The organism is Methylobacter psychrophilus (assembly GCF_025583945.1).
GTDB lineage: Bacteria > Pseudomonadota > Gammaproteobacteria > Methylococcales > Methylomonadaceae > Methylobacter_C > Methylobacter_C psychrophilus.
In genome coordinates this window covers 36,608-51,891 of record NZ_JAOEGU010000003.1, presented here as the reverse complement: position 1 = coordinate 51,891, position 15,284 = coordinate 36,608, and the positions used below count along the sequence as shown (strand labels likewise).

The following is a 15,284-nucleotide window of genomic DNA, read 5'->3' as shown; positions in this document are numbered from 1 at the left end:
GTTGATAGCCAATCACTTCAGCATTTTATGTCTTTGGCTGCCAGTAATAATTCGGCAATAAAATGCTGGCTATATAAGGGTAAATAGTTGTGTTTTAAATAGGCTATTTTAGTTTTTGAGCTGGGAATTAAATGCGATAAGTCCCGTGCGACCAAATCCCAATCTGCCTTGGGGTCGTACGCCATTGCCGTAATAAGACCAACGCCCATCCCCAAACGAACGTAGGTTTTTATTACATCGGTATCGGAAGCTGCCAAGGCAATATCCAGATCCAGTCCTTTATTTTTAAAAGCACTTTCAATATTTGACCGTCCGGTAAAACCAAAACTATAGGTAAGGATAGGGAACGAGGCCAGGCGTTCAAGAGTAATCTCGCCCTCACTTAGCGGATGTTGTTGGGGTACGACCAACGCATGATGCCACTCATAACAATTTTCAATCACCAGATCAGTCTCCTGATCGACTTTTTCGGTACAGATGGCAATATCCGCTTTACGCGTATGCAACTGGGCAATCAGTTGTTCCGGTGATGATTGCGCCATATAAATTTTGACGCCCGGATATTTTTCCCTAAACCGTTGGATAGGTACGGGTAAAAAATACTTGGCTTGAGTGTGAGTAGTCGCAATGTGCAGAATACCTTGATTACTGTCAAGGTAATCGGCAGCCAGATTTTGAATATTGGTTTTGGCCCGGTTAATTATGGCGACCTCATCCATGATACGTAGTCCCAACGTTGTCATGCCGATCAATTTTTTGCCCTGTCTTTCAAATAACGGCGAGCCTAATTCATCTTCAAAAAGATGTAATTGCCGACTGACTGCTGATTGCACAATATGCATTTTTTCAGCGGCTTTTGAAAGATTTAAGTTTGTTTCCTGGAGCACACGAAGTAATTCAATTTGGCTCAAATTCATGTTTTAGTGATTCCTTATCGACTATTCCTGATTATTGTACACGGATGATACTGATTATACGGGTTTCAACTGATTTTGTTGTTAGCTGTAGGTCGGCATAAGGCCACCCAAGCATGGCGCTTGGTGGCGTTTCCGGCACACTCGTGCATAGTGCCGAAAACGCTTATTCTCGCTTGTGTTCGAAAAGCCTTATTCCAACTTACGCCTGTTTTTTAATGGCTGAGTAGTTAAAAAGTATTTATTCAGTCCCCCTCTTTGAAAAGAGGGGTTAGGGGGAGATTTTATTAGATAAATCCCCCTCAATCCCCCTTTTTCAAAGGGGGAGGTGAATGCTTACGTTAAAAAACTAATGAAACCAGTGCGCCTGGCGTATTTTCAGATCAACTTTGTCGCCTCGGTTTAAGTTTAATTGTTTAAACTGGTCATTGGGCATTTCTGCAAAAACAGGTGCTGCCGAACCATTGGAGCCGTTTTTAACCAGCTCAAGACGAATCAGTGCACCCAGATGTTGCCAGTCTTTCAATGTTGCCGGTGCTGCTTGGTCTGCTGTTGATTTTTCAATGAGAATGTCATGAGGCCGCACATGGGCAATTTTACCATCGCTATGGGGGGGCAATAATCCGGCTGTTTGTAGCCAGTCAGCGTCGTGTTTATCCAAATCAAAAACATTGGTTTGTCCTATAAAACGCGAGACAAAAGCATTGGCGGGATGATCGTAAATATCGCTGGGTGAACCTTGCTGTTCGATGCGGCCATGATTAAGTACGACCACCTGACTGGCGACTTCCATGGCTTCTTCCTGGTCATGGGTAACAAAAATGCTGGTGACATTTAATTCATGATGCAGGTTTCGTAACCATTGCCGTAAATCCTTACGCACGCTGGCATCAAGTGCACCAAACGGTTCATCCAGTAATAATACGGAGGGTTCTACAGCCAAGGCTCTTGCCAAAGCAATACGTTGACGTTGGCCACCGGATAGTTGGTCGGGATAACGGTCATTGAGCCAGTCCAGCTGAACCAGTTCCAACAAGGCATGAACTTTTTTGGCAATAATATCGTTACTGGGCCTGTCCCGACGAGGCTTGACCCGTAAGCCAAATGCCACGTTCTCAAATACGGTCATGTGCCGAAACAGCGCGTAGTGCTGAAACACAAAGCCGATACCGCGCTGGCTAACATTTTGATCCGTTTTGTCTTCTTCGTTTATTAACACACGTCCTTTGTCGGCATGTTCCAATCCGGCAATAATGCGTAACAGTGTCGTTTTGCCACAACCGGAAGGGCCTAACAAGGCTACCAGTTCGCCTTCTGGAACTTCCAGATTGATATGGTCCAAGGCAGCAAAGGTGCCAAAATTTTTACTGATATCAGAAAGCAAAATACTCATAGTGGAATCTCTAAAATAAAATCATGGTGGTTAGGTGATTTTCTGCGAAGAATATTGGCTATCACCTTACCAAATTAATGTGGGGGACTGTCCGAGAACTTATCGGTTGCCCTGCTTCCATTCCAGGGCCGTTTTTAAAATCAGGGTAACGATGGCCAAACCTGCCAGAATCGAAGCACTGGCAAAGGCACCGACGACATCATAGTCGTTATAATTGACTTCCACATGTAAGGGCAATGTATTGGTTAAGCCTCGAATATGACCGGAAACAACGGAAACTGCGCCAAATTCACCCATTGCTCTGGCGTTACACAGTAATACGCCATAGAGTAAAGCCCATTTAATGTTGGGTATGGTAACGGCCCAAAAAGTTTGCCAGCCACTCGCACCTAATGATAGTGCGGCTTCTTCTTCCTGGTTACCCATTTCCTGCATGAGAGGAATCAATTGCCTCGCGACGAAAGGAAAGGTAATAAACAAGGTAGCCAGGATAATCCCGGGTACAGCAAAAATAATTTTTATATCATGGACGATCAACCATTCACCAAACCAGCCTTCTGCCCCAAACAACAGCACAAAAATAAATCCCGAAATAACCGGAGATACTGAAAACGGCAGATCGATCAATGTGGTTAACAGGCTTTTGCCTTTAAAATCAAAGCGGGTAATTGCCCAGGCGGCGGTAACGCCAAATACCGTGTTTAACGGGACAGTGACTAATGCAGTTAACAGGGTCAGATTGATGGCAGCTATTGTGTCATCCTGGGATAATGCCGACCAATAAGCTGCGACGCCTTTCGAGAAGGCCTGGAAAATAACCAGGCCCAGTGGCAGGCATATAAACAGGCTGATGAAACCGATGGCTATCGCGATTAAAGTCCATCTGACCCAGTCGGGATCTTGTAAAGCCAGCTGTTGGCGGGCAACTAATTTAGCGGGGTTTATGGGTTGAGTAACGGCATTCATATTGACATTATCCTTATAGTTGTCCGGAGCGTTTACGCACCCAGTATTGCAGTACGTTAATCAATAACAGCATTACGAAAGAGATAACCAGCATCGTCAAGGCAATGGCGGTAGCACCTTGAATATCAAATTGTTCCAACTTGGTAACAATTAATAATGGCACAATTTCTGATATATAGGGAATATTGCCGGCAATAAAGATGACCGAGCCGTATTCACCGACACCTCTGGCAAAAGCCAGGGCAAAGCCGGTTAGCAGGGCAGGGAAAACATTCGGAAAAATAATTTTGGTAAATACTTGCCAGCGCGTAGCTCCCAGACTGGAACCTGCTTCTTCCATGGATGACTCAAATTCGAGCAATACCGGTTCGACGGTACGTACGACAAAGGGGATGCTGATAAAAATGAGTGCCATTACAATACCCATGGGTTTAAAAGCAACCTGTACGCCAAGTGTATTAATCAGTAATTTGCCAAGAAAACCACTGGGTTGGAAAATAGTGGCGAGGACAATACCGGCGACGGCTGTTGGTAGGGCAAAAGGGAAGTCGATCAAGGCGTGAAAAAAAGGTTTACCGAGAAATGAATAACGTACCAACACCCAGGCAACAATAAAACCAAAAAAACTGGCGATGAGAGCGGCCACCAGCGCGGTGGAAAAGCTGACGCGAAAGGAGGATATTACCCGCTTGTTGGTAATGATATGGACATAATCATTCCAATCCAGCTCAAAACTTTTAAACACTAACGTGCTCAACGGTATTAAAACGACCAGGCCCAGATAGAGAAGGGTAAATCCGATGGTTGGACGAAATCCCGGCATAACACTACTTTGTGACATTACCTATCTCCATTGTTGTTTGAGTACATTGTGTCAGTGGCGATGTCGCCTGACTGACAATAGATAATCTTGTTTTCATTGTTGTTCTCAAAAAATTAATTTTTGGCGGGGGTGATGGTACTCGCCCCTTAACGGTTTGGTTCTATTCGATTAAGAGCTTATTTTTCTGTTCATAGCGTTATAAATACATCGTGTTATTGGCAGTATTTTAACTTGGTGATTTATTGCTATATTGATCTTATTATTGGCTATAAATCTGATCAAATATGCCGCCATCAGCAAAGTGAGTCCGTTGCGCGGCAGGCCAACCGCCTGGAATAATATCGTTAATTGAAAATAGCTCCAGGTGTGCGAATTGGTCGGCATGACGGGCAAGAATTTCAGGATTGCGTGGACGATAATGATGTTTGGCAATGATTTCCTGACCGGTATCGGTCCAGAGAAATCCAAGATAAGCTTCGGCCACTTTCTGAGTGCCTTTTTTATCGACGACCGGATTAATAATGGCAACCGGATGATCCGCTTCTATACTGGTTGACGGAACAATAACATCAAATTTATCGGCACCCAAGTCTTTGGCAATCAAGAAGGCTTCATTTTCAAAAGTTAACAATACATCGCCAGTATTATTCTGAATAAAGGTATTGGTTGCAGCGCGTCCTCCGGTATTTAAAACCGGTACATGCTTAAAAAGTTGAGTAATAAATTCTCGTGCCTTTTCTTCACTGCCGGATTTGCGCAACGCATAACCCCATGCTGCTAAATAGCTGTAGCGGGCATTGCCGGAAGTTTTAGGATTGGACAGGATAACAGCGTTGTCGGCTTTAATCAGGTCATCCCAATCCTTGATGTTTTTAGGGTTACCTTTACGCACCAAAAATACGGTGGTTGATGTGTAAGGCGCACTGTTATCAGGGAACCGGGTAAGCCAGTTTTTGCTGATCAAGCCTTTGGTTGCAATCTTGTCAATATCCGTTTCCTGGTTCATCGTTACAACATCCGCTTCCAGACCGGCTATAACAGCGGCAGCCTGTTTGCTGGAACCATCGTGGGATTGCTGGATGGTCACTTTATCGCCGGTTTTTTTTAGCCAGTAATCGGAAAATGCGACGTTAATATCTTTATATAATTCTCGAGAAACATCATAAGAGACATTAAGTATTGAGTATTCTTTAGCGCTAATTGTGCCTGTAAAAGACAGCGTTAGTAAACCCAGCAGATAAAGTGAGCGGTGAATAAGTCGCCTATTAAAAAGATTTTTAAGTATTATTTTTTTCATGTGAAAAAATTCCGGTAAGGGTAAGCTGGTTTTTGACAAGGTCACTTTTTATCGATAAAACGCTTTAGCAAAACAAGACAGGGTGAACAGCGCATTTTAGCGTTTGTTCACCCTGTGTTTTACCAGTTATAGGTAAATCGTAACTTATTTTCCGGGTCCATAGATTTGGTCAAATACGCCATCATCAGAAAAATGCTTTTTCTGAGCGGCATCCCAACCGCCGAATGCGTCGATTTTAACCAACTGCAAGGGCTGAAATTGTTTGGCATATTTGGCTGCTATTTCAGGATCTGTCGGGCGATAAAAGTTTTTGCCTATGATTTCTTGGCCTTCCTTACTGTATAAATACTTCAGGTATTCTGTCGCTACTTCTACAGTGCCATGTTTACGTGCTATATCTTCAACAACTGCGACGGGTGGCTCTGCCAAAATACTTAATGAAGGAGTAATAATTTCAAATTTGTCTGCGCCGAATTCACGTAATGCCAAATAAGCTTCGTTTTCCCAGGCAATCAATACATCACCAATTTCGCGCTCGATAAAAGTGGTGGTTGAGCCGCGAGCACCGGTATCCAATACGGCCGCATTTTTAAACAATTTACCAATAAATTCTTTTGCAGCCGCTTCGTCATTATTGTTGGTCTTAAGCGCATAAGCCCAAGCGGCCAAGTAGTTCCAACGTGCACCGCCGGAGGTTTTTGGGTTTGGCGTGACGATACTGACGCCAGGTTTGACGATGTCATTCCAGTCTTTAATTGCCAGCGGATTGCCTTTGCGTACCAGAAATACAATAGTTGATGTATAAGGTGAACTATTGTTTGGCAGCAAAGTTTGCCAGTTTTCCGGGATTAGTTTACGTTTTTGATAGAGTTGATCAACGTCATAACCAAGTGCCAGTGTCACTACATCGGCTTCCAGTCCTTCCAATACAGATCGCGCCTGTTTACCTGAACCCGCATGAGATTGATTGATGGTGACGTCATCGCCGGTTTTGGCTTTCCAGTATTTGGCGAATACCGGATTGTATTCTTTATATAACTCACGAGTTGGATCGTAAGACACATTGAGTAGTTTTATATCGGCTGCATGTGAATTATTTACTGCCAGAATGGCCAGTACGGCTGCGAAGATAATAGTAAAAAAGTTATTTTTCATAAATAAAGTTTCTTGGGTCAGATTGTTAAAACGATAATTGAAAACGGGTTGCAAAAACTTGTTCAGTAGGACGGTCTGCTACATTTTTTATAGTTCCTGCTCCACCATTAAAAGATACCTGCTCATAATCGGCTCTAATCAAAGCATAGGCATTAAGATACCAGTTGACGCCCAGTGCCCATGCGGTAGCGTGATTGGCAGCCTGACTGGGATCAATGATCTGAAAGGTGCTTTTGTCGATACTCATCTCGGACCAACGGGCGGCAATTTGCCACGCTCCCCATTTACCATCCAGTGGGCTAAAATTTTGAATAGGCTTTACTGACCCAAAGGTATTGTCTTCACCTGTCAGGACATAAGACGCAAATACTTGCCAGGCTTTGTTTTCCTGCTGAATATTTATAGCTTTGCCTGTCTGGTTTCTCCCGGAAAGTTGCTGAGTTGAAACCGCATATTCGCCCATCACACCAAAGGGGCCTGAATACCAGTAAGTTTGTGGGTATATGCGGTGCCTGTCACCATCAGCTGTTGGTGCTGCTTGTGCTACTCCGGCAGCAGTTTTATAAGTATTGGCATAATTAAGATAGGTGGTTCTACCAATAGGCGTTGCCTGGTTTTTCAGTGCCTGTTTACTAGGATCTCCTACTGAACCAGCTAAACCAATACCCAATCCTTCGAGCAATGGTGTGGTGTGTTGAAAGGGATGTGCAAACACGCGTCCTACAAATTCTTTACTATCATAGGTGGCGCTTCCACTATTATTGGGGCTGCCGTCGTCGCCAGAGCCATTGTCGACCGCGAGTTGATAGGTTAAAAAGTTTTTAGCATCTATAGGACCTGGTATTTTCTCTGCGCTATAGCCAGGCTTGGCGAAGGCACCATGCACTTGTATACCTACGTCACGGTTACTTGCCAAGTAGGTCGGGAAAGCGCGTTCCAGAAAGGTGCCATCGGAGTCACCCTGTAAACGTTCAAGACTGATTGAGGGCTTAAATTTACCCACTAATAAACTGACTGCAGGATCGTAGGCATAGTCAATATAAGCATCCGGTAAAATATTTCCACTCGCCGCAAAATCAGGCATGATCTTGTAGTAGATATCCTTGAATACATAGCCTTCCAACCAGACACGTGCTTGTTTAAGATCAAATGAGGTGACATTAAGATTATGGTCATCTTCTAGGAAGTAATGGCCATCTGCCTGAACTGCACCACGTATCCGTACCTGGTGTTTTTTGTCCGAAGAAGTAATTCTGAAACCATTTTCACCGACATCAAATACGGGTAATTTTTGGAGGGCTCCGGTAGTGACTTCATCCTGCACTTCCAGTTTTCTTTCCAGGGTATTCACTTTACGTGTGAGTTTGACTACTTCTGGTGAGACTGCTGTTGCAGCAGGTAATGCGGCTGGTTTGGTTGATAAAGCTCCTGATTGATCGAGTTTTTCCAAACGAGCCTCCAGTTGGTCCATTTTTTCCAAACGGTGTTCGAGTTCACGAATGCGTTTTTCCAAAGTTTCGGTATCAGCAGCTTGGGCATCGGTAATGCCTAATAAAGCCAGATTAATGACACTGGCTATCGCAGTGCGTCGGAAGGTGCTCATATTTTTGTCCTGTTTTGAGTTTTAACTTCCGGTGATCCGGTTAGTCTGCTATCACTTTGAAATAATGTTTTTCGCCGTTTTTTACGGTAGAGTGGATTTGATTATTTAACTCAGGCACTTATTTTGTGTCAAAGCGTAGCTTTTCTTTACGTTCAATTTGTACAACCTTGCCGTCATGAATGATAATTTCGACCGATCCAAACTGGATTCCTTGTAAAACAGAGACAATCTGATCGACGATTGCAGTCTTCAGTTGTACTTGACTGTATTTTCTTGTATCGGTAGTCATATAGCGCCCCTACAACCTGTTACTATTGAAGATAAACGTGTTATTTACGTTCAGCATATTTAAAAGCTGGGTGCACTATAGCAGTGAAAATGTAAGATATTTAATGATGTATTTTGATATGTATATCTCATTAAGTGATAAAGATATGCGATAGGTAACTATTGTTGAGTTTTTATATATGGTTTTTATCGATGTAATACTTTATCGCCAAGCGGATAAAATAATCAGGTAATGGATTTTTTTACAAAAAAAAACCTCGTTTGGAAAAATCCAAACGAGGTTTTTTTGGGCTGGTATAGGGAATTTGTTTACCTTGGTTAATTAAGGCAGATGTCGATTACAACAGAAATTATAGATTGGCAGATTAGTATGAAGTCAGCCTACGAAAGTCCTAAAACATCCTGCATATCATAAAGTCCGTTGGGCTTGTCTTTTAACCAGACCGCTGCCCTAACTGCACCATTGGCAAAGGTCATACGACTGGTGGCTTTATGGGTAATTTCCACCCGCTCACCGTCATCTGCAAACATGACCGTATGTTCACCGACGATATCACCTGCGCGAATGGTTGAAAAACCAATGGTTTTTCTTTCTCGTTCGCCGGTATTACCCTCTCTGCCATAAATCGCACAATCTTTTAAATCGCGTCCCAAGGCATCGGCAATGACTTCGCCCATCCGTAATGCCGTACCCGAGGGTGCATCGACTTTGTGTCGGTGGTGAGCTTCAATTATCTCAATATCGGTATAGTCGCCCATGACTTTAGCAGTCATTTCCAACAATTTAAGCGCCAAGTTAACGCCGACGCTCATGTTGGGTGCAATGACTATAGCTACATCTTTGGCAGCCTCGGCAATCACCTCTTTTTGCGCATCGCTGTAACCGGTCGTGCCAATGACTATTTTTTTGCCGGCCTGTCGACATTCTTCTATAAATGCCATTGACGCATCGGGACGGGTAAAATCAATTAGCACATCAAACTGATCAATAACAGAAACCAAATCATCGACTACTTTTACAGCCAATGTTTTAATACCTGCCAATTCACCGGCATCTTTACCGATTGCATCACTACCTGGACGTGAAACCGCAACGACCAATGCGGTTTTATCAGCCAATGCCGCCGCTTTTATTAAGGATAAACCCATGCGACCGGATGCGCCGACTACCGCAATACGTATCATGACTTATCCTGTTAATTTATCAAAAAAGCTTTTTACCCCGGCAATCCAGGAGTGTTCCTGAGGGCTATGTTGCTTGCCACCACTGGATAAAGATTCCCCCAGCTTTTCAATCAGTGCTTTTTGTTCTTTGGTTAACTGTACCGGTGTTTCGATTTTTACCTTACACAGTAAATCACCGACGGCACCACCCCTGACTTGTTTAACACCTTTACCGCGTAACCTGAACGATTTTCCGGTTTGCGTTTCAGGCGGTATGGTTAGTTTTACTTCACCATCCAAAGTAGGTACCTGTATGACATCACCCAAGCAGGCGGTAGCAAAATTAATAGGTACTTCGCAATATAAGTTGGCACCGTCACGAGTGAAAATATCATGCTCTTTTACCCGGATTTCTATATAAAGATCGCCTGACGGGCCACCACGCTCTCCGGCTTCACCTTCTCCAGTCAGGCGTATCCGATCACCGGTATCGACACCGGCAGGAATTTTTGCCGACAAGGTTTTGGTTTCCTGAATACGTCCCTGACCATTACATTTGCCGCAAGGATCTTTAATTTGTTTGCCCGTTCCACGACAGGTAGGGCAGGCTTGCTGCACAGAAAAGAAACCTTGCTGCATCCTGACTTGGCCATGGCCATGACAGGTAGTGCAGATAACCGGGCTTGAGCCTTTTTTGGCTCCCGAGCCTTTACACTCAGTGCAGCCAACCAGTACAGGAATACGAATTTTGGTTTCGGTTCCGGCAACGGCCTCTTCCAGGGTTAGTTCCAGGTTATAGCGCAAATCAGAGCCGCGTTGAACATTGCTGCGTTGCTGCCTGCCGCCGCCAAAAATATCGCCAAAGACATCACCGAATATATCACTGAAACCTTCATTGCCACCAGGACGACCACCCATAGAGGGATCAACACCGGCATGACCAAACTGGTCATAAGCCGAACGTTTTTTAGGGTCTGATAAAATTTCGTAAGCTTCTTTGATTTGCTTGAACTTAACTTCAGCCGCTTGGGGATTGTCAGCGTTTCTGTCGGGATGAAACTTCATTGCCATAGTGCGATAGCTTTTTTTGATCTCCGCATCGCTGGCGTTTCTATCAACGTTGAGCAGTTTGTAAAAATCTTCTTTTGTTGCCATTTTCCAATCCGCTCCTGAAAAACTGCTCAGGAGATTAAGCATTGCTGCAAGGTTATTAAAAGCCGCATACCAAAAAAGCGCGGAATAGTTTTAATGTGTATTGCGTCCAAAAAGGTGGGCAATACCATAATAATTAAAGTAACAATTTAGCTATCCAGCCAAATTATCAGGCATCTTTCCTTGATGCTTTATGTAAAAAGCAGATTGAGACGGATATCTCCATCTCAACCTGCATTTTATTTCAATTCGTCTCTCAAAAATGAGAGAGAATTAATACCGCTAAATTGTGTTAGTCTTTTTTAACTTCTTCAAACTCAGCATCAACCACACTGTCATCCGTTTCTTGATGATGTGATGAGCCGCTATCATGATGGGCTTCACCGCCTTCAGCGCCGGCTTTTTGTGCATAAACGCGTTCGGCCAGTTTACCTGATAATTCAGTTAAGTCATTGGTTTTCGCTTCAATGGCCTCTTTATCATCACCTTTAACGGCTTCTTTCAGTGCTTCAATCGCGTGTTCAATGCTGGTTTTTTCTTCTGCACCAACTTGGTCAGCCAATTCTTTTAAAGACTTTTCAGTGGCATGAATCATTCCATCCGCGTGATTACGGGCATGGACCAATTCAGTCAACTTGCGATCTTCATCAGCATGGGCTTCAGCATCTTTAATCATACGATCAACTTCATCATCTGACAAACCACTGGAAGCTTTAATAACAATCGATTGTTTTTTACCGGTTGCCTTGTCTTTAGCCGATACGTTTAAAATACCGTTGGCATCAATATCAAAAGACACTTCAATTTGTGGAACGCCACGCGATGCCGGTGGAATATCCGCTAAATCAAAACGGCCCAGTGATTTATTAGCCGATGCTTTTTCACGTTCACCTTGCAACACATGAATGGTGACAGCAGTTTGATTGTCATCAGCCGTAGAAAAAACTTGTGCTGCATTGGTTGGAATGGTGGTATTTTTTTCAATCAATTTGGTTAAAATGCCGCCCATTGTTTCAATACCTAAAGACAAAGGAATAACGTCCAGCAACAAGACATCCTTAACATCACCTGACAAAACACCCGCTTGAATCGCAGCGCCTAAAGCAACGGCTTCATCGGGGTTGACGTCTTTACGGGGTTCTTGACCAAAAATACTTTTAACCATTTCCTGCACTTTCGGCATACGGGTTTGACCGCCCACCAAAATTACGTCATTGATTTCTGATGCTTTAAGACCGGCATCTTTTAGCGCCATTTCACAAGGGCCTTTAGTACGGTTAATTAGTTCTTCAACCAAAGATTCGAGTTTGGCGCGAGTCAACTTAACGTTTAAATGCTTGGGGCCAGAGGCATCTGCAGTAATGTAAGGCAAGTTAACATCGGTTTGTTGGCTTGACGACAATTCGATCTTGGCTTTTTCTGCTGCTTCTTTTAAACGCTGCAGAGCCAATGGGTCGTTGTGTACATCTACGCCACTTTCTTTTTTAAACTCAGCGGCAAGAAACTCAATAACTCTTGAGTCAAAATCTTCGCCACCCAGGAAAGTATCACCATTGGTTGATAATACTTCAAATTGATGTTCACCATCTATTTCGGCAATTTCAATGATGGATATATCAAAAGTACCGCCACCCAAGTCATAGACGGCAATTTTGGTGTCGCCTTTAGGCTTGTCCATACCAAATGCCAATGCCGATGCAGTGGGTTCGTTAATAATACGTCTTACTTCCAAGCCGGCAATACGACCGGCATCTTTAGTTGCCTGACGTTGTGAATCGTTAAAATAAGCAGGAACAGTAATAACCGCTTCGGTTACCGTTTCGCCTAAATAGGCTTCAGCATCTTTTTTTAACTTCATCAAAATACGGGCTGAAATTTCTGGCGAGGCCATTTTTTTGCCATGTACTTCTACCCATGCATCGCCGTTTTCTGCTTCGACGATTGAGTAAGGCACCATTTTGATGTCTTTTTGTACGACATCATCTTTAAAACGACGACCAATCAAACGTTTAATGGCAAACAGGGTGTTTTTTGGATTGGTGACTGCCTGGCGTTTTGCCGATTGTCCTACCAAAACTTCATCATCACTACTAAAAGCAATAATGGAAGGCGTAGTACGCGCACCTTCACTGTTTTCAATTACTTTTGCGACGCCGTTTTCCAACACCGCAACACACGAGTTGGTCGTTCCTAAATCTATGCCAATTATTTTAGCCATTGAATGCTCCAGACTGAATTTGTATAAAAAATGTAAAAGTTATTGTCGATATGGGGGCTGTTTTATGGTGTTCAAGCCTACACATTATCTTCTGATGGTTTTTCTGCGGCTTTTGCTACCACGACCATCGCGGGTCTTAGTAAACGTCCATTCAGGACATAACCTTTTTGAAACACGTTAACGACGGTATTGGGTTCTGCACCTTCTACTTCTTGCATCATCATCGCTTGATGTTGTTCCGCGTTAAAAGGTTGCCCCAAAGGATCAATGGCAACGATATTAAATTTTTCAAACAAGGCTTCAAACTGTTTAATCGTTAAGTCACTGCCTTCCCTGAATTTTTTTACTTCCTCGCTATCGCCGGTTGCCGCTTGCAAGCCCAAAACCAGGCTGTCAAATACGGGCAGTAGTGCTTTGCCAAAACTGGTTAAGGCAAATTTATGGGCATCTTCCAGATCCTTTTGAGTTCTTTTTCTCAGGTTTTCCATCTCCGCCTGGGTGCGAACGGCTTTATCCCATGAATCGTGCGCTTTTTGTTTGGCTTCTTCCAGTTCTTGTTTCAGCTCTTCAATGGTGTATTCATGCTCACCCACTTCAGTGTGTTGCAGCTCTTCATCGGGAGTTTTGGCTTCAACATCAATCTGTGATTCAGGTGTTTCCTGATCAATACTCATCTTTTAAGTTCCTTAAAATAGTTGTGATAACGTGCATAAATGCACAAAGAAATATTGCTATCTATGATGGGGTCGATGTTTTTGGATTCAAGGCTGCACCCAATATTTTTGCGGTAATATCAACAAACGGGATGATTTTTTCATAAGCCATGCGTGTGGGTCCAATAACACCAAGTACACCAACCACTTCATCATCAACAGAATAAGAAGAAGTAACCAGGCTACAATGATCAAATGCTTGGCAACCTGATTCTTCACCTATAAAAATCTGGACCCCTTCCGCTTTCATGGATTGATCCAGAAGGTGAATAACATCCTGCTTTTGGCTAAATGCTTCAAACAATTTTTTTAAATGATCACGGCCCGATAACTCGGAAAAGCCCATTAAGTTGGTTTCTCCGGTTAGCACATAATCATTTTTCTCAGGGTCAGATTGAAACGTCAATTGTGCCATTTTTATCGCATCCAGCATCGCTTGATTCATACGATCCTGATCATCTTGCAGTTCTTTTAAAACGGCAGAACGAACAGCGTTCAAGCTCTGGCCACCATAGATTGAACCAAGATAGGCACCAGCTTGTTGTAGTTCTGCCGCGCTAAATAACTTGTCGGTATGAATAACTTTGTTATGAACTTCTTGTTCATTAGTGACGAAAATAACCAGTACGCGTTTATGTGATAAAGGCAAAAATTCAATATGCCGCAAGCAGACTAATTCTCTTTTTGGTAAAGTCACTACCCCGGCCATTTTAGTTAATTCTGCAATTAACCGTGAGGTAACCCCGATCATGTTACTGATGTCTTCTTTTTTCGATAATCCTTCATACAGCCTGGTTAATTCTTTGGTGTCCAACGGCTTAATGATTAACAAGCTGTCAACAAACAAGCGATAGCCACTAACAGTAGGTACGCGTCCCGCTGACGTGTGTGGTGAATGTATCAAGCCTAAATCTTCCAGATCGGCCATGACATTACGAATGGTTGCAGAGCTTAAATTTAACTCCGAATCTGTTGATAACACTCGGGAACCTACAGGCTGTCCATCATTGATATAGCGTTTAACCAGTGTTTTTAGTAACTGCAACGACCGTTCGTTTAAATCCCGAGTAATCTTACTCACCTATACCTCTATAAAGCCAACGCGTGAGTGCTAATCCTGAAAAATATCAGTTCACCCGATCATTGTCAACAAAGGGCAGAAACCGATATGCACTAAAGTAAGTAATTCATCCTTTGACAAATCTTGGTTGAAGGACTCAGGTTGTCGATATTGGTGCCTTAAGTGGCACGGCTTTTGGCGGGCATAGAAAAATACAAGTCCATTATTGGCGCTGCAAAATAAATAGTTGGCTAGCTAAATAAACAGGTAGTGTACAAATATCGCATTTAATGCTCCCATAAAATAGCCCAATCATAGATGTGCCCAAGTGTGTTTTGGTCAATAGCTAAATTGCTTCAACCACGCAGGATATTAAATTTTTAAGTGCGCCAACTAATGCTTGGGATACTTAGTTGACATATAATAGCCAACTTGGACATAAGAATAATGTGCCGGGAATAGTCGGCGTATCAAATTTTTTATCCCCATACTTTGTATCTCGGCATAAACTATGCTGAGTATGAATGATTCAAACCAA

General features: G+C 43.2%; 13 protein-coding genes. All 13 read right to left on the bottom strand.

Annotated features, from left to right (window positions below; translation table 11 throughout):
- Nucleotides 1–17: 17 nt before the first annotated feature.
- Nucleotides 18–917 carry a LysR substrate-binding domain-containing protein gene (locus N7974_RS02415; protein ID WP_262964095.1) on the bottom strand — a complete coding sequence of 300 codons (900 nt, stop codon included), beginning with the start codon at nt 915–917 and terminating at the stop codon, nt 18–20.
- A gap of 346 nt (nt 918–1,263) precedes the next feature.
- Nucleotides 1,264–2,307 carry a sulfate/molybdate ABC transporter ATP-binding protein gene (locus N7974_RS02410; protein WP_262964094.1) on the bottom strand — a complete coding sequence of 348 codons (1,044 nt, stop codon included), beginning with the start codon at nt 2,305–2,307 and terminating at the stop codon, nt 1,264–1,266.
- A gap of 99 nt (nt 2,308–2,406) precedes the next feature.
- Nucleotides 2,407–3,273: a sulfate ABC transporter permease subunit CysW gene (gene cysW / locus N7974_RS02405; RefSeq protein WP_262964093.1), complete on the bottom strand. Its 867-nt coding sequence runs from the start codon at nt 3,271–3,273 to the stop codon at nt 2,407–2,409.
- Nucleotides 3,274–3,286: 13 nt separating this feature from the next.
- A complete protein-coding gene (gene cysT / locus N7974_RS02400) occupies nt 3,287–4,114 on the bottom strand; it encodes a sulfate ABC transporter permease subunit CysT (protein WP_262964092.1) in 828 nt (275 codons plus the stop codon).
- A gap of 241 nt (nt 4,115–4,355) precedes the next feature.
- A complete protein-coding gene (locus tag N7974_RS02395; protein WP_262964091.1) occupies nt 4,356–5,393 on the bottom strand; it encodes a sulfate ABC transporter substrate-binding protein in 1,038 nt (345 codons plus the stop codon).
- Between the two features lie 144 nt (nt 5,394–5,537).
- Nucleotides 5,538–6,548: a sulfate ABC transporter substrate-binding protein gene (locus N7974_RS02390; RefSeq protein WP_262964090.1), complete on the bottom strand. Its 1,011-nt coding sequence runs from the start codon at nt 6,546–6,548 to the stop codon at nt 5,538–5,540.
- Nucleotides 6,549–6,573: 25 nt separating this feature from the next.
- A complete protein-coding gene (locus tag N7974_RS02385) occupies nt 6,574–8,151 on the bottom strand; it encodes a porin (RefSeq protein ID WP_262964089.1) in 1,578 nt (525 codons plus the stop codon).
- Between the two features lie 118 nt (nt 8,152–8,269).
- Nucleotides 8,270–8,440, bottom strand: a complete 171-nt coding sequence (locus tag N7974_RS02380) for a YezD family protein (RefSeq protein WP_262964088.1) — start codon at nt 8,438–8,440, stop codon at nt 8,270–8,272.
- Nucleotides 8,441–8,820: 380 nt separating this feature from the next.
- Entirely contained in the window at nt 8,821–9,624 is an 804-nt protein-coding gene (gene dapB / locus N7974_RS02375) for a 4-hydroxy-tetrahydrodipicolinate reductase (protein ID WP_262964087.1), read from the bottom strand.
- A 3-nt stretch (nt 9,625–9,627) separates the two neighbouring features.
- Nucleotides 9,628–10,758 (bottom strand): molecular chaperone DnaJ, encoded by a 1,131-nt coding sequence (gene dnaJ, locus N7974_RS02370; protein ID WP_243220953.1) that lies wholly within the window; start codon nt 10,756–10,758, stop codon nt 9,628–9,630.
- Nucleotides 10,759–11,047: 289 nt separating this feature from the next.
- Nucleotides 11,048–12,973 carry a molecular chaperone DnaK gene (dnaK, locus tag N7974_RS02365; protein ID WP_262964086.1) on the bottom strand — a complete coding sequence of 642 codons (1,926 nt, stop codon included), beginning with the start codon at nt 12,971–12,973 and terminating at the stop codon, nt 11,048–11,050.
- Between the two features lie 77 nt (nt 12,974–13,050).
- On the bottom strand, nt 13,051–13,647 hold the full coding sequence (gene grpE / locus N7974_RS02360) for a nucleotide exchange factor GrpE (RefSeq protein WP_262964085.1): 597 nt from the start codon (nt 13,645–13,647) through the stop codon (nt 13,051–13,053).
- 61 nt (nt 13,648–13,708) lie between these two features.
- The gene (hrcA, locus tag N7974_RS02355; RefSeq protein ID WP_394813028.1) at nt 13,709–14,758 is read right to left on the bottom strand and encodes a heat-inducible transcriptional repressor HrcA; all 1,050 of its coding nucleotides are present in this window, start codon (nt 14,756–14,758) and stop codon (nt 13,709–13,711) included.
- Nucleotides 14,759–15,284: the final 526 nt, after the last annotated feature.

Excerpts from the sequence above, each read along its gene's own strand:
- grpE (WP_262964085.1), bottom strand. The coding sequence starts at position 13,647 with ATGAGTATTGATCAGGAAACACCTGAATCACAGATTGATGTTGAAGCC.
- N7974_RS02380 (WP_262964088.1), bottom strand. The coding sequence starts at position 8,440 with ATGACTACCGATACAAGAAAATACAGTCAAGTACAACTGAAGACTGCA.
- cysW (WP_262964093.1), bottom strand. The coding sequence starts at position 3,273 with ATGAATGCCGTTACTCAACCCATAAACCCCGCTAAATTAGTTGCCCGC.
- dnaK (WP_262964086.1), bottom strand. The coding sequence starts at position 12,973 with ATGGCTAAAATAATTGGCATAGATTTAGGAACGACCAACTCGTGTGTT.
- cysT (WP_262964092.1), bottom strand. The coding sequence starts at position 4,114 with ATGTCACAAAGTAGTGTTATGCCGGGATTTCGTCCAACCATCGGATTT.
- N7974_RS02410 (WP_262964094.1), bottom strand. The coding sequence starts at position 2,307 with ATGAGTATTTTGCTTTCTGATATCAGTAAAAATTTTGGCACCTTTGCT.
- N7974_RS02385 (WP_262964089.1), bottom strand. The coding sequence starts at position 8,151 with ATGAGCACCTTCCGACGCACTGCGATAGCCAGTGTCATTAATCTGGCT.
- N7974_RS02415 (WP_262964095.1), bottom strand. The coding sequence starts at position 917 with ATGAATTTGAGCCAAATTGAATTACTTCGTGTGCTCCAGGAAACAAAC.
- dnaJ (WP_243220953.1), bottom strand. The coding sequence starts at position 10,758 with ATGGCAACAAAAGAAGATTTTTACAAACTGCTCAACGTTGATAGAAAC.
- N7974_RS02395 (WP_262964091.1), bottom strand. The coding sequence starts at position 5,393 with ATGAAAAAAATAATACTTAAAAATCTTTTTAATAGGCGACTTATTCAC.
- N7974_RS02390 (WP_262964090.1), bottom strand. The coding sequence starts at position 6,548 with ATGAAAAATAACTTTTTTACTATTATCTTCGCAGCCGTACTGGCCATT.
- dapB (WP_262964087.1), bottom strand. The coding sequence starts at position 9,624 with ATGATACGTATTGCGGTAGTCGGCGCATCCGGTCGCATGGGTTTATCC.